Source organism: Paractinoplanes ovalisporus (genome assembly GCF_016834655.1).
GTDB lineage: Bacteria > Actinomycetota > Actinomycetes > Mycobacteriales > Micromonosporaceae > Actinoplanes > Actinoplanes ovalisporus.
Genome location: NZ_JAENHP010000002.1, coordinates 373,914 through 396,100, shown reverse-complemented (window position 1 = coordinate 396,100; position 22,187 = coordinate 373,914). Strand labels below are relative to the sequence as shown.

Genomic DNA, 22,187 nt, shown 5'->3' with positions numbered 1-22,187 from the left:
CGACATGCAGAAGCCGGGACTGACCGAGCAGCAGCGCTCCGAGGCCGACCGCATCACCGCGCTGATCGAGGGGCTGGGGCCGGCCGACGACCACTCCGGCGCGTTGCCCGCCGTGCGGGCCGTCACCCGCGACGGTCTGGTCCTGGGTGACGTGCTGGGCGACTACCTGCACCGGGTGGTCACCGGCGGCCAGGCCGAGACGATCTCCTACTGGCCCGTGCTGGAGCTGCTGCGGGCGGCCGGCGCCGACGAGGAACGGGCCGCGGCCAAGGCCCAGTGGCGGCGCACCTCACTCGACGACGTGGACCACTGACCCCTCGGGGATCCCGTCGAGCAGCGCCTGCTGGGCCTTCAGCGGCATCCGGACGCACCCGTTGGAGATGCTGCGCCCGAACGCCGACCGGTCCCGCCACCCGTGGATCGCCGTGTGCCCGTCCCGCAGCGAGGCCGCCAGGGCGTCCCGGTCGTCGGGCACCGCGCCCAGCACGAGGGCGTCCAGTCCCCCGTACACGGAACCGCTTGTGATCGTCCGCCCCATCACGTAGGTCCTCCCCTGTGGCGTAGGAGTCCGCCTCGATCCCACTGCCACCTCCCACGAGCCGTGTTCCCGGCCGTCGCGCAGCCAGGTCAACCGCCGCTCGCTCAGGTCGACGAACAGCTGGTCGCCGAGCCGCCGCGTCTCCCACCCGCCGGGCGGCACCCATCCGACGCGCCGGTTGACCGAGGGCAGCAACACCCCGGCCCAGCCCTGACGCCGCTCCACGATCGGCACGGTGACCGGCATCCCGCTGATCGACCGGCCCAGGAACGCCCGTGGTTTCCCGCCCGGAGTGTCGTACACGGCGAGCCGATGCCGTGGTCGCAGCCCTTCCGTCACGGCCCGGGTCGACATCGGGTCGGGATCGCGCGGGAACCCTCGCGGCGAGTCCCAGTAGTCCATGACCGGCAGCGTTTTCGGGGCCGGCGCCGCCACCGGCACCGGCTCGGCCGTGGGTGCGGCTGCCGGCACCTGCCGTACCGCGAACAATCCCGGGCCGTCTTTCTTCGCGGCCGCCGCCGACCCCGCCGCCGCGGCCACCACCAACACCCCGCTCAGCACAGCCAGTCGGGTGCCGCGGAGCCAAGCCATGCCACCAGACTACTTCGCCCAAATACGAAATAAAGCCATGTTTCGGTCATCACGACGCCTCGGCGCGCTCCGGAACGGCGCCTCGAACAGGGCCGCGAACAACCAGGCCGCGACCAGGACCAGCGGAATCACCAGAACCAGGGTCACGCCGAACGCGGCCGGACGCGACGCGACGTACGGCGCCACGATCAGGGTGGTGATCAGGGCCACGATCGGCATGTGGATCAGGTAGAGGCTGTAGGAGAAGCCGCCCAGCGCCCGCAGCGGCCCCCATCCCGGGAACCGTTCCCGCGTGGCCACGGCCGCCAGGAGCAGGGCGATCGCCGGGCCGGCAGCAAGATCCAGCCAGTAGTAGTGGCCGGCCGTCCAGACCGGGCCGCGGAACGCGACCAGCGCCAGCACCGGCAAGCCGGCCACCGCCGACATCCCGAGCCACGGCCGGCGCCGGATCCGGTCCCGGGCGGAGACGACGCCCGCGGCCAGCACACCCACCGTGAACAACGGCGCCAGCTCGAACGTGTACCCCGTCGCCCGGGCGCCGGTGGCCAGCCCCGGCCAGAGCAGGCCCGCCGCCACCACCGGCCCGGTGACCACGGCGAGCGTGGCCAGGGCACCGATCCGCCGCCGGGCCCACACGATCACTGGGAACGCCACGTACAGGGCGGCCTCGACCGCGATCGACCAGAACGCGCCGTTGGGTGTGGGCGCCGCCATGAAGTCCTGGAGCAGCAGGCCGTGGACGACGAGCGAACGGGCGGTCTGAGGTTCGCTCAGCGGCAGCGCGGGCACCAAGGTCGCGATCAGGGCGCTGGCGGCCAGGGCGGCCCAGTAGGCGGGCAGGATCCGCCGGGCCCGCCGCCGCGCGTAGCCGAGCGGGTCGCCCAGCCGCCACCCGTTGCGGGCCGGCGCGAGGGCCAGGGAGAAGCCCGACAGGACGATGAACACGACCACCGCGAACCGGCCGTGGACCAGCCAGCCGAGCCAGCCCGGGCCGGTGTTGGCCGGGTAGCCCGGGAACGACAGCAGCCAGCAGTGGTGGACCACGACGTACAGGGCCGTCAGGCCGCGGATCTCGTCGAGGCCGGCCACACGCGCGTACGGGGGAAGGGTTGTCAAGGCGCACTCCAGTCACCGGGCCGGCGCGGGGCCGGTCCGGTGCATCGGGGGAAGAGCTAGGGGAGGCGGACCTTCCGCCAGGTGCGGCCGTCCTCGGAGAGGTAGGGACCGGTCTCCCCGGGCAGCACGTACCGTCCCGAGGTCACCTGCGGAAGGGCCACGGAATCCAGCGGATAGCCGGGCAGGGTGACCGGCGTGAACAGACCGGCGCCGCGACCGGCCGCGAACCCGCTGCCGGCCCGGAGGATGAGCGAACCGTCGGCGGCGACGAAGGCACCGGAGGGCCGGGCGTCGCGGATCCGGTCGCCGGTCCGCCAGGTCTTCCCGCCGTCGTCGGAGTAGTGCACGTCGACCTCGTCCGCGCCGCGGGCGGTCAGCGCGTACGCCGTCGCGCCGGACCCGGCCGACACCTGGGGAAGGGCGCCGAGGGTGTCATTGTCCGGCGCCGCCACCCCGTCGGCGAAGACGTGCGTGCGCCAGCTCCGGCCGGCGTCGGAACTGGTCGCCACGGCGGGTTTGCGGGTGACCGGGTCCAGCCCCGACACCCACAGGCGGTCCCCGGGCGGCGCGCTGACCATGGCCGGCCACAACGGCTGGACGGTGATCCCGGTGGGCTGGGCGGCCAGGGGCGCGAGGCGGCCGGTGGCCGGGTCGACCGCGCCGACCGTGCAGTCCGCGATCCGCATGGCCTCGCAGTCGACCAGCGCGGTGCCCTCCGGAACAGCGTCCACCGGTTGGGTGCCGGTCTCGGCCGGGAACCAGGCCCCGCCGCCGTTCGTGGTGATCCACAGCGGGTCGAGGGCGGCCGGACCGGTCGCGCCGAGCGCTTCGTCGATGCTGACGGTACGGAACTCACGCCAGGCGAGCAGGCCCTCCCCGAGCGGCACGAGCGCGGCCGCGCGCGGCTCGTGGCGGTCCCCGGTCTCGGGAGGCACGGTGCGGAGCTGCCAGGACTCGCCGCCGTCGGACGAGGCGTACAGCTCCGCGGCACATTCCTGGCAGCTCACGACGACGCCGTAGAGGTCGGTGCCGACCGCGGCCACCGTGGTCATCCCGGGCCAGCTGTCGTCGCGGGGGCCGCCGGCCACCGGAGCGGACGGGCCGCCCCGCACGGCGTAGCCGAGGCTGGTCGCGGCGAGCACGGTCGCGAGAAACACGGCGCCCGAGGTGACGACGCGACGACGGCGCAGCCGGCCGGCCCTGCGCCGTACGGTGGGAAACCCGGGCTGACGCACCGCGTCGCCCACCTCGGACCGCAGCCGGTCGAAGTCCGCCTCACGCATGACGGACCCCCTCGGCCAGCACGACGGGTGCGGGTTCCTCGTCCGAGAGATAACGGGCCAGCGCGGCCCGCCCCCGGGTCAGCCGGGCCTTGACCGTGCCCTCGGGCACGCCCAGGGTGACGGCGACCTCGGCCACCGACAGGTCGGCCAGGTGGTGCAGCACCACCGCCTCCCGGGTCGGCGGGGCCAGCCGGCGCAGCGCGGTCAGCAGAGCCACCCGGTCGCCGGAGAGGCCGGGCACCGCGGCCGGGGCAACCTCGACGCGCCCCGACCGCACCAGCCGGTCGAACAGCCACCGCCGCCGGTAGCGGCTCCGCGCGACGTTGAGGGCCGCGACCCGCAGCCAGCGTTCGGCGTCGTCGGCCCGCAGGAAGGAGCGCGGCGAGGCCAGCACCCGGGCGAACGCCTCGTGCACGGCGTCCTCCGCCTCGGCCAGGTCACCCACCAGCCCGGACACCTGGATCACCAGACGCCGGTAGTAGGCCTCGTACGCCTGCCGTACCGATCCCTCGGCATCCACGCACCCTCCCCCGTTTCACCGGCTGTCCAGGGAAGGACCAACAGGACGGCCGCGCGGTTGCATCGGCTCCCGTGATTTCTACCGGGCGGCTGCAAGAACCGGGCGGCTGCCAGAGCCGCCCTGCTGCTGGCGCTGCTCGAACACGTACGGGTCGACCAGGCGGTCCTCGTCGCGGGCTACTGCACCCGGCCGAACGACTCGGAGGAGCCGGTGCTGCGGGCGAGCTACGACTGGGACACCATGCGCGCCAACGTCCGGGACGCCTGCTTCATCAACTCGCGCCTGGACCCGTACGGCTGCGACGAGCACCAGGGGCGAGCGATGTTCGAACGGCTGGGCGGCACCCAGATCGTCCGCGACGATGGCCACTTCGGCGACTACAACCAGGTGTACGACGAGTTCCCCCTGGTCGACCGCCTGATCGCCTGGCTCCGGCTAGCCCGGCAGGCGGGGGCCGGCCTCGCGCTGCGACGCCATCCACGCCTCGACGTCGGCCGACGAGCGGGGCAGCCCGGCCGACAGGTTCCGGCACCCGTCGGAGGTCACCAGCACGTCGTCCTCGATGCGGACGCCGACGCCGCGCAGCTCCTCGGGCACCAGGTCGTCCTCGGGCTGGAAGTAGAGCCCGGGCTCGACCGTCAGCACGTAACCCTCCTGCAGCGGCCCGTCGCGGTAGGCCTCGTTGCGCGCGTTGTTGCAGTCGTGCACGTCGATGCCGAGCATGTGCCCGAACCCGTGCAGCGTCCAGCGGCGGTAGACCGTGCTCTCCTCGGTCATCGCCTCGTCGACGCTCACCGGCAGCAGCCCGAGGTCGTCGAGCCCCTCGGCCAGCACCCGCATGCAGACCTTGTGCACGTCCTTGAACAGCACGCCCGGCTTGATGGCGTCCATGCCCGCCTGCTGCGACGCGTGGACGATGTCGTAGACCTGGCGCTGCAACGGCGTGAACTGCCCCGACACGGGCACGGTGCGGGTCACGTCGGCCGTGTAGAAGTTGTCGCCCTCGACGCCCATGTCCATGAGCAGCAGCTCACCCGGCTTGGTGACGCCCGTGTTGCGCACCCAGTGCAGGATCGTCGCGTGTGCGCCGGCGCCGACGATCGAGCCGTAGCCGACGTCGTTGCCGTCGTGGCGGGCCCGCAGCCCGAACACGCCCTCGAGCAGCCGCTCCTTGACCCCACGGTCGGCCGGCAGCACCCGGGCGACGTCTTCGAAGCCGCGGACGGTGGCGTCGATCGCGGCCTGGAGCTGGGCGATCTCCCACTCGTCCTTGATCAGCTTGAGCTCGCTGAGCACCCAGGCCAGCTCGCGGTCGCGCGGGTGGTCACGGTCGGGCTCGTAGGCCAGCACGGCCCGGTCGACCGCGGCGTCGAGCCCGCGCAGCACCCGGGTGCGCCCCGGCGCCGAGCCCGCGAGCGCCGGCCCGAGCTCGGCCAGCGCGGCCGTCTGGACGCCGAGCTCGGTCGACTTCTCGGCCAGGGTGTGGGTGCGCCCGATCCACAGCTCGCCGTTGCGGCTGCGGAAGAAGGCGTCGGTGTCCTTGGAGTTGCGCTGCCGGGTGTAGAGCACCGCGTCGTGACCGGAGCCGCTGGGCCGCAGCACGAGCACGCTGTCGGGGTCGCGGTCGCCGGTCAGGTAGACGAAGTCGCTGCCCGGGCGGAACGGGTAGTCGGTGTCGTTGGCCCGGACCTTCTCGCCGCCGGACGGAATGATCAGCGTCTCGCCCGGGAAGGCCTCGGAGAGCGCGTTGCGCCGCTTCTCGTAGTTCGGCACCTCGGGCAGCGGGCTGACGGCCAGCGGGTCCTCACGCCACCCGCCCCGCATGAACTGCAGGAAAGCCTCGGGGAAGCCGGGGTCGTGGGTCTCCGTCTTGGCCGCGGGTTGCGCGGCCTTCTGCTCGGCCATGGTGGGCGCCTCCGATGATCTTCAGCCGTGGACGACGCTGGGTCGCCGATCCGCCCCCGACGTTACCGCCTGGCGGACCGGTCACCGCTCCGGCAGGGTCAGGCACGCCACACGCGGCCCGGCGGTGCCGGCCACCCCGGCGGCGGTCCTGGTCGGCTGCGCGTGCAGGATCAGCGACCGCGCCGACTGGCCGGCCGGGAACGTCCACTTCTGCAGCGCCGCCGCGTCCGCCTCGCCGTAGCCGTCGGCCGTGAAGTCGAGCCACACCTCGTTCTGCGGGTTGGCGTAGGACGGGTCGACCGACGGCTTCGACGGGTCGGCCTGGTGCTGGTAGTGCGGACCGGCGTCGTCGGGCGTGGCGGTGCACGGCATCGTGTGCAGGTGGGCGCCGTACGCGCGACGGGGAATCAGCCCGGTGGCCTGGACCCGTACCTCCATGCTCTGGGTGTTCTGCGCGATCGCGACCGAGGCGGTCGCGCCCGGCGGCACCACCGCCGGGTCGTACGTGATGGCCGTCGAACCGGGCTTGTAGGGCAGGAACGTTCCCGAGGCGACCGTGTCGGGCGACCACGAGCCGGCCGGGGACGGGCTGACCGCGCCCTGGAAGACGGTCCAGGCCGAGGCCGAGGTGGTCACCGAGACCCGGGTGGTGGGACCGACGTCCACCGAGTTCGTGCAGCCAGCGATCATGGTCAGGGGAACGGCTAGGGCCAGCGCGCGCAGCAACATCGTCCGATCATCCCAAAAACGGACAAATAGGGCGAGCACTGGCGCCGCGCGTTCCCGACCGCAAGGATTTACCGGGGCGTTACAGATTTACCGGGGCGTTACAACAGGAGGCAAGAGGCATGGGCTACGCGGTGGTGCTCGGCGAGGCGCTGATCGACCTGCAGGAGGCCGAGCAGGACGGCCAGGTGGTCTACCGCCAGGCGATCGGGGGCGCGCCGCTGAACGTCGCCGTGGGCGCGACCCGGCTCGGCGGTCAGGTGCAGTACGTCGGCTCGCTCAGCGACGACGTGCTCGGCAACCGGATCGCGGTGTTCCTGACCGAGAAGGGCGTCGGCACGGCCGGGGTGAAACGGGTCGCGGTGCCGACCACGCTGGCCGTCACGACGTTCGTGGGCGCCGAGCCGACCTTCACCTTCTACGGCGAACCTCCCTCGTACGCGCTGCTCGGCCCGGCCGACCTCGACACCGCGATGGTCTCCGGCGCCGACGTCGTCTACGCCGGCTCGATCTGCCTGCTGCGGGAGCCGTTCCGGGCCGCCGCGCGCGCCGCCTGGTCGGTGCCGGGCCCGCTGAAGGTCTTCGACCCCAACGCGCGGCCCACCCTGCTGCCCGACGGCGCCGCGGTGACCCACCTGCGCGAGCTGTCCGAGGAGTTCTTCGCCACGGCCGACCTGGTCAAGCTGAGCGCGGCCGACGCCGAGGTGCTCTACGACGGCGCGGGCCCCGAGCAGGCCGCCGAGCGCATCCGCGCGCTGGGGGCCAAGGCCGTCGTCGTCACCGCCGGGTCCAAGGGCGCCTACATCAACGCCGCCGACGGGGCCACGATGCTGGCCGCACCCAAGGTCGACGCGGTCGACGCGACCGGCGCCGGCGACTCGGTGATGGGGGCCCTCGTCCGCCGGCTGCTCGCCGACGGCCTGCCCAAGGATCTCGAGGGCTGGCAGCGCAACGTCCAGTTCGCCCTCAACGTGGCCGGGCTGGTCTGCGAGCGCCGGGGCGGCGCCACCGCCATGCCGACGCTCGACGAGGTCAGCTCCCGTTGGCCTTCTGAATGAACCGCTGACGGTCGAGCAGGGCCCGCTCGACCAGCACCTCGGCCACCAGCGTCTCGCCCTCGCGCACCACGACCTCGAAATGCAGCTTGCGGCCGTCCACCTTGGCCAGCGTGGCCAGCGCGTGCACCTGGCGCCCGACCGGCGTCGGCGCCAGGTGTGAGATCTCGGCGCGCACACCGACCGTGGTGAGCCCGCCGGGGATCAGGCGGGCGGTGGCGGCGACGGTGGCGGCCTCGGCCAGCGCCAGCACCCGCGGGGTGCCCAGCACGGGCACATCGCCCGAGCCGACGGCCTGAGCCGTGTCGGCGTCGGTGACGGTCAATTCCACCCGCGCGCTGAGACCGGGTGAGAACTCCGGAAGCTCCATGCCCCTGAGCTTAGAGCTGCTGAGGGGTCTGCCACACGGGCTGAACCGAGGGACCCCGCGCGTTGCGGGCCCGCACAGCCAGCTCGGCCGCCAGCGCGTACGCCTCGGCGAGATCCCTGTCCTTGGCCTGCCCGGCCCGTCCGCGCGCGGTGTCGGCATAGACGGTGGCGAGCCCGAACAGCCTCTGCAGGGGACCCTGCACGACCCGTACGCTCTGCAACCTCGCGTACGGGACCAGATGCATCTCGCGGGTGAGCACGCCCCACCGGGTCACGAAGACCTCGGGAGTCAGGCCCACGCCCATCGAGCGCAGCGAGACCGGGTTGAGCCACCGCGCCCGCGACGGCGGCGGCGAGGTGGCCAGCGCGGCCAGGTCGACGCCGGGCAGCACCTCCCAGACCAGCGTCCGCGCGGTGGCGAACTCCCCCACCGGCAGCAGGCGGTCCGAGCGTTTGGCGTCGCCGGGCTCCCCCGCATATCCGGCGATGTCGAGGCGCAGATGCAGCCAGCCCTGCCCGCGCCACAGCAGCGGCCAGGTGGCCCCGACGGCCTGCACCCGGTTGAGCGGCACGACCTGGCTGCGCGTCTCGAGCAGCCCGTAGCGCACGGCGAGCCGGCCCTCCGGGTCACGGGCCAGGCGGAAGTCCCAGTCCTGCAGCACACGCCGCACCGGCTGCAGCAGCACACCGGCCATCGCGGTCACGGTGCTGGCGATGCCGATGAACGTCCACGACCCCTCGAGCACGAACTGCAGCACCACGAACGCCACGCCGACCGGCAGGAAGAACGCCTGCGGGGTGAGCAGCTGGCTGACCACCAGATCGCGGTTGTCGACCCGCAGGAGCGGACGTTCGAGGGCGGGCACGGCGGGTGCCTCGGCCGCCGGCTGGTCGGTGGGTTGCGCCTCCATGGCCCGCGTACGGCCGGCGAGCCGCAGCAGCCTCTCCCGAAGCGCGGCCGCCTCCCGGACCGTCAGGAAGGCCAGCGGCGCCTCGGTCTTGCCCCCGCCGATCACCTCGAGGCGCAGCTCGGCCAGCCCGGTCAGCTGGGCCAGCAGGGGCCGCCGCAGCTCCACCGCCTGCAGCCGTTCGAGCGGGATGGCCCGGTTGCGCCGCCAGATCACGCCGTCGGAGATGCGCAGCTCACGCCCGACCACCTGGTAGCCCGTGGTCAGCCAGCCGACGATCGAGAAGACCACGACCCCGACCGCGATGATCGCCACCACGATCGCGAACCGCTCCAGCCCGACCTGTGACAGCGTCTGCCAGGACAGCGCCGCCACGATCACCGCGATGCTCTTGGCGCCGTGCAGCAGCGGGCTCAGCGGATGCAGGCGGCGACGGGGCTCCGGCTCCGCGACGGCCGTCGATGGGGGCTCGGTGGCGGTCACAGTCCCTCGGCCCGGTCCTCGCCGAGAGCGGTGAGCCGGTCACGCAGCCGAGAGGCCTCGGCCGGCGGCAGGCCGGGGATGCTCGCGTCGCTGGCCGCCGCGGCGGTGTGCAGCTGCACGGTGGCCAGCCCGAACGCCCGTTCGAGGGGGCCCGCCGTGACATCGACGAACTGCATCCGCGCGTACGGGACGATGGAGAGCCGCCGCACGAGAAGACCATGGCGGACGAGAAGGTCCTGATCGCGCTCGGCGTAACCCCACGCGCGCACGGCCCGCACGGTGACGAACGAGCGCCAGATCGAGTTGAGCACGACCAGCGCGATGCCGAGCTGCCACAGCCAGTGGCCCTGCAGCACGAGACCGACGCACAGGCCGGCGACCAGGATCAGCGCCCAGCTCCAGCGGACGATGAGTTCCACAGTGATCAGCTTGGGCGAGACCGGGCGCCAATCCACGGTGTCGGGCCAGGGAGTCAGGGCGTCGACGGTCACGCTTCGACCCTACGAGATCGGCGCATCGGACGCTGCACCGAAGGGCGTCACTTCGCGCAGGAATCCGCGGACGTCGAGGAACTGGCCGAGCGTGGGACGGTGGTCGTCGCAGGCCAGCCACGTTTTCCGATATTCCGGGGTGTGCAGCTTGGGGTTGTTCCACAGAAGCTGCCAAGTGGCTTCCGCGCGGCATCCCTTGGAGGAGCACTGGGGTTCCAAGGAGCTCTGCGCGTAAGAAGGGCCGTCCATGCCCTCAAGAGTATTGAGCGCCGGGCGACCACGGGGGAAGCCGCCCGGCGACGTGGAGAATGTTACACGCTTCGAGGCGTGGCGCATCCTCCCGGCGTGGGTGCCCGTTCCGGCGCATCGCGCAGAAAGATCGACACCTCCGGGCCATGGCGAGGCCACCCCCCGGCGCGTAATGCGACACCAGGAACACGCTCTCAGGTCGGTCGTGTAAGTCTTGAGCGTCGGCAGACTGCTTTTCGACCGCTGTGGAGGACCGGTGGCTCAGCCGCTCACGCCCGAGAACGAGACGATGTCCGGTAGCGGTGCGCCCGTTCCGCCCGCCCAGGACGCCTCGCAGCTCGAGCGCGCGATGTTCGAGGTCAAGCGGGTGATCGTCGGCCAGGACAGGATGGTCGAGCGCATGTTCGTGGCGCTGCTCGCGCGCGGGCACTGCCTGCTCGAGGGCGTCCCCGGCGTGGCCAAGACCCTCGCCGTCGAGACCCTGGCCCGGGTCGTCGGCGGCAGCTTCTCCCGCGTGCAGTTCACGCCCGACCTGGTGCCGGCCGACATCGTCGGCACCCGCATCTACCGCCAGTCGAGCGAGAAGTTCGACGTCGAACTGGGCCCGGTCTTCGTCAACTTCCTGCTCGCCGACGAGATCAACCGGGCGCCGGCCAAGGTGCAGTCGGCGCTGCTCGAGGTGATGGCCGAGCACCAGGTGTCGATCGGCGGGCAGAGCCACGAGGTGCCCACGCCGTTCCTGGTCATGGCGACGCAGAACCCGATCGAGCAGGAGGGCGTCTACCCGCTGCCCGAGGCCCAGCGCGACCGCTTCCTCATGAAGATCCTGGTCGGCTACCCGACCGACGCCGAGGAGCGCGAGATCGTCTACCGGATGGGCGTCAGCGCGCCCGAGCCCAAGACGGTCTTCACCACCGAAGACCTGCTGGGCCTGCAGCGGCGGGCCGACCAGGTGTTCGTGCACAACGCGCTGGTCGATTACACCGTACGGCTGGTGCTCGCGACCCGCGCCCCGGCCCAGCACGGCATGCCCGACGTCGCCCAGCTCATCCAGTACGGCGCCAGCCCCCGCGCCTCGCTCGGCATCGTCCGCGCGACCCGGGCCCTGGCGCTGCTGCGCGGCCGTGACTACGCGCTGCCGCAGGACGTGCAGGACATCGCGCCCGACATCCTGCGCCACCGCCTGGTGCTCAGCTACGACGCGCTGGCCGACGACATCCCGGCCGACCACATCGTGGCCCGCATCATGCAGAGCGTGCCGCTGCCCTCGGTCGCGGCCCGGCAGGGCACCTCGCCCAACGGCACCCACCCGGCCGCGCCGGTCAGCGGCGGGCCGCAGCTCCAGAACGGTGCCCCGTGGCCGGCCCAGCACTGAGCGCGGACTCGGACTCCGGCACGACCCGGGCCGAGGCCGTCCTCTCCCGGCTGCAGCTTCTGGTCACCCGGAAACTCGACGGCCTGCTCCAGGGCGACTACGTCGGCCTGCTGCCCGGCCCCGGCAGCGAAGCCGGCGAGTCCCGCGAATACCGGCCGGGCGACGACGTGCGCCGCATGGACTGGCCGGTCACCGCGCGCACCACGCTGCCGCACGTGCGCCGCACGGTCGCCGACCGCGAACTCGAGACCTGGATGGCGATCGACCTGAGCGCCAGCCTCGACTTCGGCACGGCGGCGATGCTCAAGCGCGACCTGGTGCTCGCCGCGGCCACGGCGATGGCGCACCTGACCGTACGGGGCGGCAACCGCATCGGCGCCGTGGTGGGCACCGGGTCCTCCGCTCCCGCCGGCTCCCCCGGCCGCTTCCGCCGCAAACCCGCCCCGGAAACACCGGCCACCCCGTCCGTCGTACGGATGCCCGCCCGCCCCGGCCGCAAGGAGGCGCAGGGCCTGCTCCGCGCGATCGCCGGCACCCACATCCGGCCCGGCCGCACCGACCTGGGCGCGCTGATCGACATGCTCAACCGGCCCCCGCGCCGCCGTGGCGTGGCCGTCGTCATCTCCGACTTCATGGCCCCGGTCGACGGCTGGGCCCGCCCGGTCCGCAAGCTCGCCGTCCGGCACGACGTGCTCGCGATCGAGGTCGTCGACCCCCGCGAGCTGGAACTGCCCGACGTCGGCGTGCTCACCCTGGCCGACCCCGAGACCGGCGCGCTGCACGAGGTGCAGACCGCCGACCCCGCGCTGCGCCGCCGCTACGCCGAGGCGGCGGCCGAACAGCGCGGCGCGATCGCCGGCGCCCTGCGCGCGGCCGGCGCCGCCCACCTGCGCCTGCGCACCGACACCGACTGGCTGCTGGACGTGGTCCGCTTCGTGGCCGCCCAGCGACACGCACGCACCCGGGGGACGACCCGATGATCCGTTTCCTGGAGCCGTGGTGGCTCCTCGCCGTGCTCCCGGTACTGGTCTTCGCCGGCCTGTACACGTGGCGGCAGTTCCGCAAACGGCAGTACGCGATGCGCTTCACCAACGTCGACCTGCTGCGCACGCTCGCGCCCAAGGGCCTGGGCTGGCGCCGGCACGTCTCGGCGGCCGCGTTCCTGCTGTCGCTGCTGACCCTGGGCACGGCGCTGGCCCGGCCCTCGGTCGACAAGGAGGAGCCGCTCGAACGGGCCACGGTGATGCTGGCCATCGACGTGTCGCTCTCGATGGAGGCCGACGACGTCGCCCCCAACCGCATCGAGGCCGCCCAGGAAGCGGCCAAGGCGTTCGTCAACGAGCTGCCACCGACGTACAACCTGGGCCTGGTGTCGTTCGCGAAGGCGGCCAACGTGCTGGTGCCGCCGACCAAGGACCGCTCCCAGGTCAACTCGGCGATCGACGGGCTGACCCTGGCCGAGGCGACCGCGACCGGCGAGGCCGTGTTCACGTCGCTCGACGCCATCCGGGCGGTGCCGGCCGACGGCGCCGACGGCGCTCCCCCGGCCCGCATCGTGCTGCTCTCCGACGGCTACCGCACATCGGGCCGCTCGATCGAGGACGCGGCCACCGCGGCGTCACAGGCCAACGTGCCGGTCTCGACGATCGCGTTCGGCACCGACACCGGCGTGGTCGACATCCGGGGCGCCCTGCAGCGGGTGCCGGTCGACCGGTTGTCGCTGCAGCAGCTGGCCGAGAACACCAAGGGCTACTTCTACGAAGCGGCCTCGGTGAGCGAGCTCAAGCAGGTGTACGAGGACATGGGCAGCTCGATCGGCCACCGGGTGGAGCCCCGCGAGGTCACGCAGTGGTATGCGGGGCTGGCGTTGCTGCTGGGACTGGTGGCGGCCGGTCTGTCACTGCTGTGGACGTCACGCCTGCCCTAGCCGCCTCACGGGGTGTTCTGAGTAAGCCGTACGCATGCTGTGGGCTTCGACGCTCCCGGCATCATGGTGGGCCAGCCCCCAAGGCGTGCTGTGGACTCGGCCCCACGGCGCTCTGCGGGCTCGGCTTTCGCGACGTGCTGCGAGCTCGGGCCTCTCACGGCGCGCTGCGAGCTCGGGTCACTCACGGCGTGCTGTGGGCCAGCACAAAAAGCACGACCACGTATACGGCGGCGAACGTGAACGTCAGGGGCGCGATCATCTTCTTCATCGGGGGGGACTTCTTCCGGTCGGTGACTGGCGTTGTCAGCGCACGTCACGTCGCGGCCGGCACCCACGCATCCGGCGTCGCGGCGCACACGACTGGCCCGGCCCGCCTTCAAGAGGCGTGCCTTGGGGATGCGGAGCAGAAAGGTCCTGTGTCAGCGGTCAGGCGCGCTGACGGACGGCCCGGCCACGACTAGGAGGATCGCTATCTCGCACAGCGATCACCTCCAGCAAGTCGAATCGGCGTCAGGACCGCTGAGGACTGTACCCCTTAAGCGCCGCTTAAGAAACGCGCCCCGGCGCCCCGTGGCCAGGACCACCCGAGAGGACGATGTCGCCTACCGCCTTCAGGGTCACACTTCCCGGTACGAGGTAGTAGTCGTGCCCCGCCACCCCCTCGGTGGGCAGCTCGGTCGCCCCGAATCCGGGCGATGTAGGCCGCTTGCCCAGCCCCAGTCCGAACACCCGCACCTGCGGGATCCGCCGGATCCAGTCCGTAGCCGCCAGCGCCGACCACACCCGCGCCCCGCCGAGATCGCCGGCATGGTCCACCCCGATGCCGGGCGCGCCCAGCGTCACGACGTCGCCCACCTCGGGCAGCCGTTGCGCGGCCAGCCCGACGACGATCGAGCCGTAGCTGTGCCCGATCAACGTCACCGTCGCACCCGGACGCTGCCGCAGCACGCCGCGCACGAAAGCGGTGAGCGCAGCCGCGCCGTCCCGGGCCCGGCCCTCGGTCGCGGCGGCCACCCCGACACCCTCCGGCGGGTCGTAGCCGAGCCACGCGACAACCGCCGTGTGCGGGTCGCGCTTGCTCACGGCCGCGTACAGGCTGCGCGCCTGCACTCCCGGCGCGCGACGCGGCACTCCGCCGAGCCCCCGATCGAAGTCGGCCAGCGTGGTGTCCACACCCGGCACCAGAATCGCGACCCGCTCCGCCGACCCGAGATCACCGAGCACCTCGACCGCGCGCCCGTCGCCGGCCGGGTCGAACTGCAGGAAGTGGCGGCCCTGGGCGGCCCAGTTGGCATAGGGGCACCCGGCGGCCAGCATCCGCACGGCCGTGTCTCGGTAGGCCGCTCCGAAAACGGCCGTGGCCTGCACCGGCCCGCCGGAGGACAACGTGGAGCGCGGAAACGGCCCTGCAGACAACGTGGAGCGCGCGATCGCCCCCTTTGACAGCGCAGGCACGACAGCCGGCCGAGCCCCCACTTCGGACGGCCGACCAGCGGCGGCCGGGGCGGCCACGGTCAGAACGATGAGACTGGTCAGGGCGAGGGCGAGCGGCAGGATTCGCATGCCCCGGAGCGTCCGGCCGAGGTGGCGCTCAAATCGTCACACCACAGACCGAACCAGCAAGTGCTACCCCGGTATGAGCCGCTCGGTCGGCAGGAGCAACGAAGCGGCAGTTGCAGGAGCGACGGTTGCAGGAGCGACGGTTGCAGGAGCGACGGTTGCAGGAGCGACGGTTGTTCGGCCGCGCATGCCCGAGTAGGCAAACGCAGTCGTGAGCAACAAAGTCTGGGCGAGCGCAGACGCATGATTCGCCTTTGGCTGCCGTCAGAATTACTTGCGCGGGTGGAACAGGTTGCGGCGTGGGCGGCGGGTTGGGTCGACAGCCGGCGGTGGGATGAAAACGGGGCGACCGTCGGCCGCGGAGTGGATCTGCCAGCCGGATGTGGGGTGGTGCATCAGCCGGTGGTGCTGGCGGCAGAGCAGCACGAGGTTGTCCAGGCTGGTCGGGCCGCCGGCGGTCCACGAGACGACATGGTGGGCGTCGGTCCAGCGGGGCGGGCGGTCGCAGTCGGGGAAGGCGCATCCGCGGTCGCGCAGGGTCAGTGCCTGGCGCAGCGAAGTGGTGGCCAGGCGCTGGCTGCGGCCCAGGTCGAGCACCTGCCCGGCCCCGCCGAGCACGGCCGGCAGGATCCGGGCGTCGCACGCCAGGCGGCGGGCCGTCTCGGCCGACAGTCTCGCGCCGGTCTCGGTGGTGGCCGCACCCAAAGCCTGGGTGAGCGGGTCGAACCCGACCGTCACCGCCACCTGCGCGGGCTCACCGGCCGACTCGGGTAGCTCGCCGGTGCGCAACGCCAGCCTGCACACCTCGACCAGCGCGTCGGCTCGGCGCTGGGCGGGTCGCTGTTCGTCGCCCGGGATCGGGCTGCACAGCGCGTGCAGAGCGGCTTGGACGGTGGCCGCGTCTTCCAGGCCGAGCGACCCGGACAGGCGGACGATGCCGGCGGCCGGCGCGGACAGTGTGAATCCGCGGACCCGGTGTGCGCGGGCTTCCTGCTGGGCCAGGGCGATCTCTTCGGCTCGCTCGGCAAGGTGCGGGGCGACGTGGTCGAGGATGCGTTCGCCGACCCGGCGCAGTTGGACGGCGGGCAGCCGGCCCGCCATCTCGATCAGCGTGGCCGTGGCCTGCTCGGTGATTTCGGCGGCTTCGGCGGTCGTCGTCTGGTCGAGCTCGGCCAGGCCCTCCGCGACGTTGTCGAGGGCGTCCGTGATCGCGATCGCCTGACGGGCGTCGGCGCGGCCCTCGATCAGGGCCTGTTCGACGTCGGGCCGGCGGGCGAGGGCAGTGGCGCGGTCAGCCAGCTCACGGGCTGGGCCCCGGTCGGACAGCAGGCGGGCTCGCAGCCAGCTGATGGTGTCGCGATGGCCTTCCGCGGCGGGCACGCCCCGCAGCTCGGCGTGCCGCACCAGCCTCATCTGCAACGCGGCCGCGGTCTGCTCCAACCGATGCGCCGCGCCCAGGCAGGCGGTGATCTCGTCGTCGGCCAACGGCCACAGCGGGGCCGCGGCGAGCTTCGCCGCGTCCTGCCCGAGCTGCACCAGATCCGCCAACATGCGCAGCATCTTCGTACATACGTACGACAGAAATCCAACCGGCAAGAGACGCCCGGAGATCGACTTCCACCATCTGCAAACCGCCGTCAGGACGGTATGACGAGACCGGTCTCGTAGGCGAAGACGACCGCCTGGGCCCGGTCGCGCAGGTTCAGCTTGGCCAGGATGCGTCCGATGTGGGTCTTCACCGTCTGCTCGGCCACGATCAGTTCCTCGGCGATCTCCTGGTTGGAGCGGCCGCGGGCAATCAGCAGCAGCACGTCGGTCTCGCGCGAGGTCAGGGCGTTGAGCGCGGCCGGTTTGGGACGGTCGTTGACCGGGCGGGCGGCGAACTCGGCGATCAGGCGACGGGTGACCTTGGGGGCGAGTAGGGCTTCGCCGGCGGCCACGACCCGTACGGCGTTGATCAGGTCGGCGGCGGGAGCGTCCTTGAGGAGGAAGCCGCTGGCACCCGCCCGCAGCGCCGCGTAGACGTAGTCGTCCAGGTCGAACGTGGTCAGGATGAGGACCTTGGGCCCGCCGGCCGGGGAGTCCTGGAGGCGTCGGGTGGCCTCCAGGCCGTCCATGACCGGCATGCGCACGTCCATCAGCACCACGTCGGGGCGCAGCTCGCGGGCCTGGGCCACGGCTGCGGCGCCGTCGGCCGCGTCGCCGACGACCAGCATGTCGGGCTGCGCGGCGAGCAGGGCGCCGAACCCCTCGCGCACCATCGCCTGGTCGTCCGCGATCAGCACTTTGATCACTGCTGCTCCCCCAGAGGCAGAATTGCCCGTACGACAAAATGGTCGTCCTCGGCCGCCGCGGAGAGCGTGCCGCCGAGCAGTTCGGCCCGCTCGCGCATGCCCGCCAGGCCGTGACCGGGGCTGGGTGGCGTGGGAGCGGCGGTCAGTTTGTTGCGCACGGTGAGCTCCAGCCGGTCGGTGAAGCCGCGAGCTTCGACGGTCACCGGGCCGCCGGGCGCGTGACGGGCCGCGTTGGCCAGCGCTTCCTGCACGATCCGGTACGCCGCCAGCTGCGCCCCCGAAGAAGCGCCCGCCCCCGAAGAAGCACCAGCACCCGAAGAAGCGCCCGCCCCCGAAGAAGCACCAGCACCCGAAGAAGCGCCCCCACCCAGGGTGGGGACCCTATCGGTTTTGGGCTGATCTTGATTTGGGTTGTCCACAGGGTCGGCGTCGGCGGCGAAGTTGTCCACAGGGTCGGCCGGAGCGCCCGTTCTGGTGTATGTGACGTCCACGCCGGCCGCCCTCGCACCGGCGACCAGGTCGTCGATCTCGGCCAGGCCGGGCTGTGGGGCGAGCGGCGCCTCCGCCTCACTCTCGGAGCGCAGCACCCCGAGCAGCCGCCGCATCTCGGTCAGGGCTTCGCGGGCCGAGCCGGCGATCGACGCCAGCTCCTCCTTGGCCGGGTCGGACAGCTCGCCCACCCGGTAGGGCGCGGTCTCGGCCCGTACGGCGATCATCGACATGTGGTGGGCGACCACGTCGTGCATCTCGCGGGCGATCCGGGTCCTTTCCTCCAGTACGGCCCGTTTGGCCCGCTCGAGCTCGGTCAGCTCCTCCTTCTCGGCGAGCAGGTCGCGCGTACGGCGTCGTCTCGAAAGGATGTCGCCGAGCGCGGCGATGGCCACCAGCAGGACGGCGGCACCCCAGGCGTTCGCGTACGGGGAGTAGACGAACACCGGGACCAGGCTGAGCGCGACGGCCCAGATCGTCAGGGCCGAGTACTCGGCGATCGCCAGCCGGCCGATCACGACGAGGAAGCCGAGGAGCTGGACGGTGTTCCACGGCCAGGACTCCAGGGGGTCGGCCTGGATCGAGCCGAGGAAGAGCATCAGGAACCCGACCCGCCACGCGACGATCGGCATGCGGAGGGTGATCACGACCGGCAGCACCGAACCGACCGCGATGATCACGACCCAGAGCTGGTCGAGCTTGCGGTCCTCCAGGGCGGCGCCGGCCGCGAACCCCAGACCGGTCAGCGCGAGCAGGCCGAGGGGCAGCGCGTATGTCCAGAAACGCCCCTGCGGTGCGGGCCGGGCCTTCTCGCGTGACCACAACAGGCGTCGGAGCGGCCCCGTGGCATTGCGCCGGGTCACCGGGCCGATAGTCTCCACCCCGGCAGGTTACGGCGGTATTGCGCCGCCGTCGTGCCCCCGTGGTGCCAGCCGGCACCCCCTACCTGGGTATGAGGAGCGAAGGTCGTGGCGCGCACGGTACTGGTGACAGGCGGCAACCGGGGCATCGGCCTCGCCATCGCGCGGGCGTTCGCCGAGCAGGGCGACCGGGTCGCGGTCACGCACCGGGGCAGCGGCGCCCCCGAGGGCCTGTTCGGGGTGCAGTGCGACATCACCGACCCGGCGCAGGTCGACGCCGCGTTCACCGAGATCGAGAAGGAGCTCGGGCCGGTCGAGGTGCTGGTCGCGAACGCCGGCATCACCGACGACACGCTGCTGCTGCGGATGAGCGAGGAGCAGTTCGAGCGGGTCGTCGACACGAACCTGAAGGGCTCGTTCCGGGTCTCCAAGCGGGCCAGTTCGAAGATGCTGCGGGCCAAGTGGGGCCGGATCATCTACATCTCGTCGGTGGTCGGGCTCTATGGCGGCCCCGGTCAGGTGAACTACGCGGCGAGCAAGGCGGGTCTGGTCGGCATGGCCCGCAGCATTACCCGTGAGCTGGGCAGCCGCAACATCACGGCGAACGTGGTGGCGCCCGGGTTCATCGAGACGGAGATGACAGCGGTCTTGTCCGAGGCCCGTCAGGCGGAGATCATCAAGGCGGTTCCGGCGGGCCGGCTCGCCAGTGCGGACGAGGTGGCGGCCGTGGTGACGTTCGTGGCGAGCGACGCCGCGGCGTACATCAACGGCGCGGTCATCCCGGTCGACGGCGGCCTCGGCATGGGCCACTGAATTTCCGATAAGAGGAGCAAAACCACTGTGTCTGGATTGCTGGCCGGCAAACGGCTGCTCATCACCGGCGTGATCACCGACGCCTCGATCGCGTTCTCGGCGGCCAAGATCGCCCAGGAGAACGGGGCGACCGTGGTGCTGACCGGTTTCGGCCGGATGTCGCTGGTCGAGCGGATCGCGAAGCGGCTGCCCGAGCCGCCGCCGGTGATCGAGCTCGACGTGACCGACGCGGAGCACCTGGCCGCGCTGCCGGACAAGGTGCGGGAGCACGTGGACGGGCTCGACGGGGTGCTGCACTCGATCGCCTTCGGGCCGCAGAGTGTGCTGGGCGGCGAGTTCCTCAACGCGCAGTGGGAGGACGTGGCCAAGGCGCTGCACGTCTCCACGTATTCGTACAAGTCGCTCGCCGTGGCCTGCCTGCCGCTGATGCAGTCGGGTGGCAGCGTGGTCGGCCTCACGTTCGACGCGACCAAGGCGTGGCCGGTCTACGACTGGATGGGCGTGGCCAAGGCGGGCCTGGAGTCGGCCAACCGCTACCTGGCGCTGCACCTGGGCCAGCAGGGCATCCGCAGCAACCTGGTGTCGGCCGGCCCGCTGCGCACGATGGCGGCCAAGTCGATCCCCGGTTTCGAGCAGTTCGAGGACGCGTGGGCGAACCGGGCGCCGCTGGGCTGGGACCTGCACGACACGTCGGCCGCCGGCAAGGCCATCTGCGCCCTGCTGTCGGACTGGTTCCCGGCTACTACGGGTGAGGTTGTGCACGTCGACGGGGGCTACCACGCGCTGGGTGCCTGACCCGGTGGAATAGTGGACGGGTGGTTTACGACGCCTTCGTCCTGCTGTCCTTCGGCGGGCCCGAGAAGCCCGATGACGTGATGCCGTTCCTGCGCAACGTGGTGCGGGGGCGGGGAGTTCCGGACGAGCGCCTGGCCGAGGTGGCCGAGCACTACTACCACTTCGGTGGGGTCTCGCCGATCAACCAGCAGTGCCGGGACCTCCTCGCCGCCGTCCGCACCGAGTTCGCGGGGGCCGGGATCGGCCTGCCGGCGTACTGGGGTAACCGGAACTGGCATCCGATGCTGGCCGACACCGTGGCGCAGATGCGCGACGACGGCATCAAGCATGCGCTGGGGTTCGCCACCAGCGCGTACGGCGGATATTCGTCGTGCAAGCAGTACTGGGAGGACATCGCGGCCGCCCGGGCCAAGGTCGGCCCGGGTGCGCCGGTGATCTCCAAGCTGCGCCAGTTCTGGGACCATCCCGGTTTTGTCGAACCCCATGCCGAGGCCGTACGGTCGTCGCTCGCGACCCTCGACAAGGGCCGTCGCGCCACCACGCGCCTGGTGTTCACCGCCCACTCCATCCCGGTGTCGATGGCGAAGACCGCGGGCCCGGACGGCGGCCGCTACGAAGCCCAGCTCCTCGAGACGGCTCGTCTGGTGCACGCCGCCGCCGCGCCCGGCCTGAGCTGGGACCTGGTGTGGCAGAGCCGGTCCGGCCCGCCGCAGGTGCCGTGGCTGGAACCCGACGTCAACGACCACCTCGAGGCCTTGGCCGAGCAAGGAGTGACCGACGTCGTAGTGAGCCCGATCGGGTTCGTCTCCGACCACCTCGAGGTGATCTGGGATCTCGACAACGAGGCTGCTGACACGGCCAAACGACTGGGCCTGGGATACGCCCGCGCCGCGACCCCGGGCACCGACCCGCGCTTCGTCTCCATGATCAAGGACCTCGTACGTGAGCGGACCGACAGCGTCCCGCAGCAGCGGCTCGGTACGCTCCCGGTCTGGGACGACTGCCCGGTCAACTGCTGCCCACCCCCACAGCGACGAGGAGCCTGATGACTGAGCGCAAGGCCATCGAGAGCTGGCTCACCGACATGGACGGCGTGCTCGTCCACGAGGGTGTGCCGGTTCCGGGCGCGCCCGAGTTCGTGAACCGGATGAAGACGTCCGGCAAGCCCTTCCTGATCCTGACCAACAACTCGATCTACACGCCGCGCGACCTGCAGGCCCGGCTCAACCGCATGGGTTTCGACGTGCCCGAGCAGTCGATCTGGACGGCGGCCCTGGCCACCGCCCAGTTCCTGGCCGACCAGCGGCCCGGCGGCACGGCGTACGTGATCGGCGAGGCCGGCCTGACCACCGCCATGCACGCGGCGGGTTATGTGCTGACCGAGTTCGACCCCGACTACGTGGTGCTGGGCGAGACCCGCACCTACAGCTTCGAGGCGATAACCAAGGCGATCCGGCTGATCGACGGCGGCGCCAAGTTCATCTGTACGAACCCCGACGCGACCGGCCCGTCCAACGAGGGCGCGCTGCCGGCCGCGGGGTCGGTCGCCGCCATGATCTCCAAGGCGACCGGCGTCGACCCGTACTTCGTGGGCAAGCCGAACCCGATGATGATGCGCTCGGCGCTGAACACGATCGAGGCCCACAGCGAGTCCACCGCCATGATCGGCGACCGGATGGACACCGACGTGCTGTGCGGGCTGGAGGCCGGCCTCGAGACGATCCTGGTGCTGACCGGCATCAGCACGCGCGAGGAGGCGGACCGCTACCCGTTCCGCCCGTCCCGCATCGTCAACTCGGTGGCCGACCTGATCGACGAGATCTGAGCCTGCCGTGGGGCA

General features: G+C 72.0%; 23 protein-coding genes. 9 read left to right on the top strand and 14 right to left on the bottom strand.

Going from position 1 to position 22,187, the window contains the following annotated elements; genetic code table 11:
• The first annotated feature begins 4 nt into the window (after window positions 1-4).
• A complete protein-coding gene (locus tag JIG36_RS07835; protein ID WP_203375365.1) occupies window positions 5-313 on the top strand; it encodes a hypothetical protein in 309 nt (102 codons plus the stop codon).
• Here the strand turns inward: JIG36_RS07835 and JIG36_RS07830 are convergent.
• The 6 genes from JIG36_RS07830 to JIG36_RS51640 form a co-directional block, all read right to left on the bottom strand.
• Entirely contained in the window at window positions 290-1,129 is an 840-nt protein-coding gene (locus tag JIG36_RS07830; protein ID WP_203375364.1) for a L,D-transpeptidase, read from the bottom strand. The two genes, JIG36_RS07835 and JIG36_RS07830, sit on opposite strands and share 24 nt — an antisense overlap.
• A gap of 9 nt (window positions 1,130-1,138) precedes the next feature.
• The gene (locus JIG36_RS07825; RefSeq protein ID WP_203375363.1) at window positions 1,139-2,245 is read right to left on the bottom strand and encodes an acyltransferase family protein; all 1,107 of its coding nucleotides are present in this window, start codon (window positions 2,243-2,245) and stop codon (window positions 1,139-1,141) included.
• Window positions 2,246-2,301: 56 nt separating this feature from the next.
• On the bottom strand, window positions 2,302-3,528 hold the full coding sequence (locus JIG36_RS07820) for a sialidase family protein (protein ID WP_203375362.1): 1,227 nt from the start codon (window positions 3,526-3,528) through the stop codon (window positions 2,302-2,304).
• On the bottom strand, window positions 3,521-4,048 hold the full coding sequence (locus tag JIG36_RS07815) for a sigma-70 family RNA polymerase sigma factor (protein WP_203375361.1): 528 nt from the start codon (window positions 4,046-4,048) through the stop codon (window positions 3,521-3,523). The genes JIG36_RS07820 and JIG36_RS07815 overlap by 8 nt, the downstream gene beginning before the upstream one ends.
• A gap of 435 nt (window positions 4,049-4,483) precedes the next feature.
• A complete protein-coding gene (locus JIG36_RS07810) occupies window positions 4,484-5,953 on the bottom strand; it encodes an aminopeptidase P family protein (protein WP_203375360.1) in 1,470 nt (489 codons plus the stop codon).
• A gap of 81 nt (window positions 5,954-6,034) precedes the next feature.
• Window positions 6,035-6,682 (bottom strand): superoxide dismutase family protein, encoded by a 648-nt coding sequence (locus JIG36_RS51640; RefSeq protein WP_236046121.1) that lies wholly within the window; start codon window positions 6,680-6,682, stop codon window positions 6,035-6,037.
• A gap of 119 nt (window positions 6,683-6,801) precedes the next feature.
• On the opposite strand from JIG36_RS51640, the gene JIG36_RS07800 reads away from it, so the two are divergent.
• The gene (locus JIG36_RS07800) at window positions 6,802-7,737 is read left to right on the top strand and encodes a carbohydrate kinase family protein (RefSeq protein ID WP_203375359.1); all 936 of its coding nucleotides are present in this window, start codon (window positions 6,802-6,804) and stop codon (window positions 7,735-7,737) included.
• On the opposite strand, the gene JIG36_RS07795 is transcribed toward JIG36_RS07800, so the two are convergent.
• Genes JIG36_RS07795 through JIG36_RS07780 form a run of 4 tightly spaced genes read right to left on the bottom strand, consistent with a single transcriptional unit; the run spans window position 7,712 to window position 10,234 of the window.
• The gene (locus JIG36_RS07795; protein ID WP_203375358.1) at window positions 7,712-8,104 is read right to left on the bottom strand and encodes a thioesterase family protein; all 393 of its coding nucleotides are present in this window, start codon (window positions 8,102-8,104) and stop codon (window positions 7,712-7,714) included. The two genes, JIG36_RS07800 and JIG36_RS07795, sit on opposite strands and share 26 nt — an antisense overlap.
• Window positions 8,105-8,114: 10 nt before the next feature.
• The gene (locus JIG36_RS07790; protein ID WP_203375357.1) at window positions 8,115-9,494 is read right to left on the bottom strand and encodes a PH domain-containing protein; all 1,380 of its coding nucleotides are present in this window, start codon (window positions 9,492-9,494) and stop codon (window positions 8,115-8,117) included.
• Entirely contained in the window at window positions 9,491-9,985 is a 495-nt protein-coding gene (locus JIG36_RS07785) for a PH domain-containing protein (protein WP_203375356.1), read from the bottom strand. The genes JIG36_RS07790 and JIG36_RS07785 overlap by 4 nt, the downstream gene beginning before the upstream one ends.
• 9 nt (window positions 9,986-9,994) lie before the next feature.
• Window positions 9,995-10,234, bottom strand: a complete 240-nt coding sequence (locus JIG36_RS07780; protein ID WP_203375355.1) for a hypothetical protein — start codon at window positions 10,232-10,234, stop codon at window positions 9,995-9,997.
• Window positions 10,235-10,490: 256 nt separating this feature from the next.
• Here JIG36_RS07780 and JIG36_RS07775 point away from each other — a divergent pair, with 256 nt between their 5' ends.
• Genes JIG36_RS07775 through JIG36_RS07765 form a run of 3 tightly spaced genes read left to right on the top strand, consistent with a single transcriptional unit; the run spans window position 10,491 to window position 13,536 of the window.
• Window positions 10,491-11,609: an AAA family ATPase gene (locus JIG36_RS07775; protein WP_203375354.1), complete on the top strand. Its 1,119-nt coding sequence runs from the start codon at window positions 10,491-10,493 to the stop codon at window positions 11,607-11,609.
• Window positions 11,591-12,589: a DUF58 domain-containing protein gene (locus tag JIG36_RS07770; protein ID WP_203375353.1), complete on the top strand. Its 999-nt coding sequence runs from the start codon at window positions 11,591-11,593 to the stop codon at window positions 12,587-12,589. Before JIG36_RS07775 ends, JIG36_RS07770 begins: the two co-directional genes overlap by 19 nt.
• On the top strand, window positions 12,586-13,536 hold the full coding sequence (locus JIG36_RS07765) for a 26S proteasome regulatory subunit RPN10 (RefSeq protein WP_203375352.1): 951 nt from the start codon (window positions 12,586-12,588) through the stop codon (window positions 13,534-13,536). Before JIG36_RS07770 ends, JIG36_RS07765 begins: the two co-directional genes overlap by 4 nt.
• A 546-nt stretch (window positions 13,537-14,082) precedes the next feature.
• On the opposite strand, the gene JIG36_RS07760 is transcribed toward JIG36_RS07765, so the two are convergent.
• The 4 genes from JIG36_RS07760 to JIG36_RS51635 all read right to left on the bottom strand — a co-directional run bounded on the left by JIG36_RS07760 (window position 14,083) and on the right by JIG36_RS51635 (window position 18,760).
• A complete protein-coding gene (locus JIG36_RS07760; protein WP_236046119.1) occupies window positions 14,083-15,099 on the bottom strand; it encodes an alpha/beta hydrolase in 1,017 nt (338 codons plus the stop codon).
• Between the two features lie 267 nt (window positions 15,100-15,366).
• The gene (locus JIG36_RS07755) at window positions 15,367-16,647 is read right to left on the bottom strand and encodes an HNH endonuclease signature motif containing protein (protein ID WP_203375351.1); all 1,281 of its coding nucleotides are present in this window, start codon (window positions 16,645-16,647) and stop codon (window positions 15,367-15,369) included.
• 86 nt (window positions 16,648-16,733) lie between these two features.
• Window positions 16,734-17,390 (bottom strand): response regulator, encoded by a 657-nt coding sequence (locus tag JIG36_RS07750; RefSeq protein ID WP_203375350.1) that lies wholly within the window; start codon window positions 17,388-17,390, stop codon window positions 16,734-16,736.
• Window positions 17,387-18,760, bottom strand: coding sequence for a sensor histidine kinase (locus JIG36_RS51635; RefSeq protein WP_307872609.1), 1,374 nt, complete (start codon window positions 18,758-18,760; stop codon window positions 17,387-17,389). The genes JIG36_RS07750 and JIG36_RS51635 overlap by 4 nt, the downstream gene beginning before the upstream one ends.
• Before the next feature lie 87 nt (window positions 18,761-18,847).
• On the opposite strand from JIG36_RS51635, the gene JIG36_RS07740 reads away from it, so the two are divergent.
• Genes JIG36_RS07740 through JIG36_RS07725 form a run of 4 tightly spaced genes read left to right on the top strand, consistent with a single transcriptional unit; the run spans window position 18,848 to window position 22,172 of the window.
• A complete protein-coding gene (locus JIG36_RS07740; RefSeq protein WP_203375349.1) occupies window positions 18,848-19,552 on the top strand; it encodes a beta-ketoacyl-ACP reductase in 705 nt (234 codons plus the stop codon).
• 27 nt (window positions 19,553-19,579) lie between these two features.
• Window positions 19,580-20,347, top strand: a complete 768-nt coding sequence (fabI, locus tag JIG36_RS07735) for an enoyl-ACP reductase FabI (protein ID WP_203375348.1) — start codon at window positions 19,580-19,582, stop codon at window positions 20,345-20,347.
• 20 nt (window positions 20,348-20,367) lie between these two features.
• Entirely contained in the window at window positions 20,368-21,393 is a 1,026-nt protein-coding gene (locus tag JIG36_RS07730) for a ferrochelatase (RefSeq protein ID WP_203375347.1), read from the top strand.
• Window positions 21,339-22,172, top strand: a complete 834-nt coding sequence (locus tag JIG36_RS07725; RefSeq protein WP_438870712.1) for an HAD-IIA family hydrolase — start codon at window positions 21,339-21,341, stop codon at window positions 22,170-22,172. The genes JIG36_RS07730 and JIG36_RS07725 overlap by 55 nt, the downstream gene beginning before the upstream one ends.
• Window positions 22,173-22,187 lie beyond the last annotated feature (15 nt).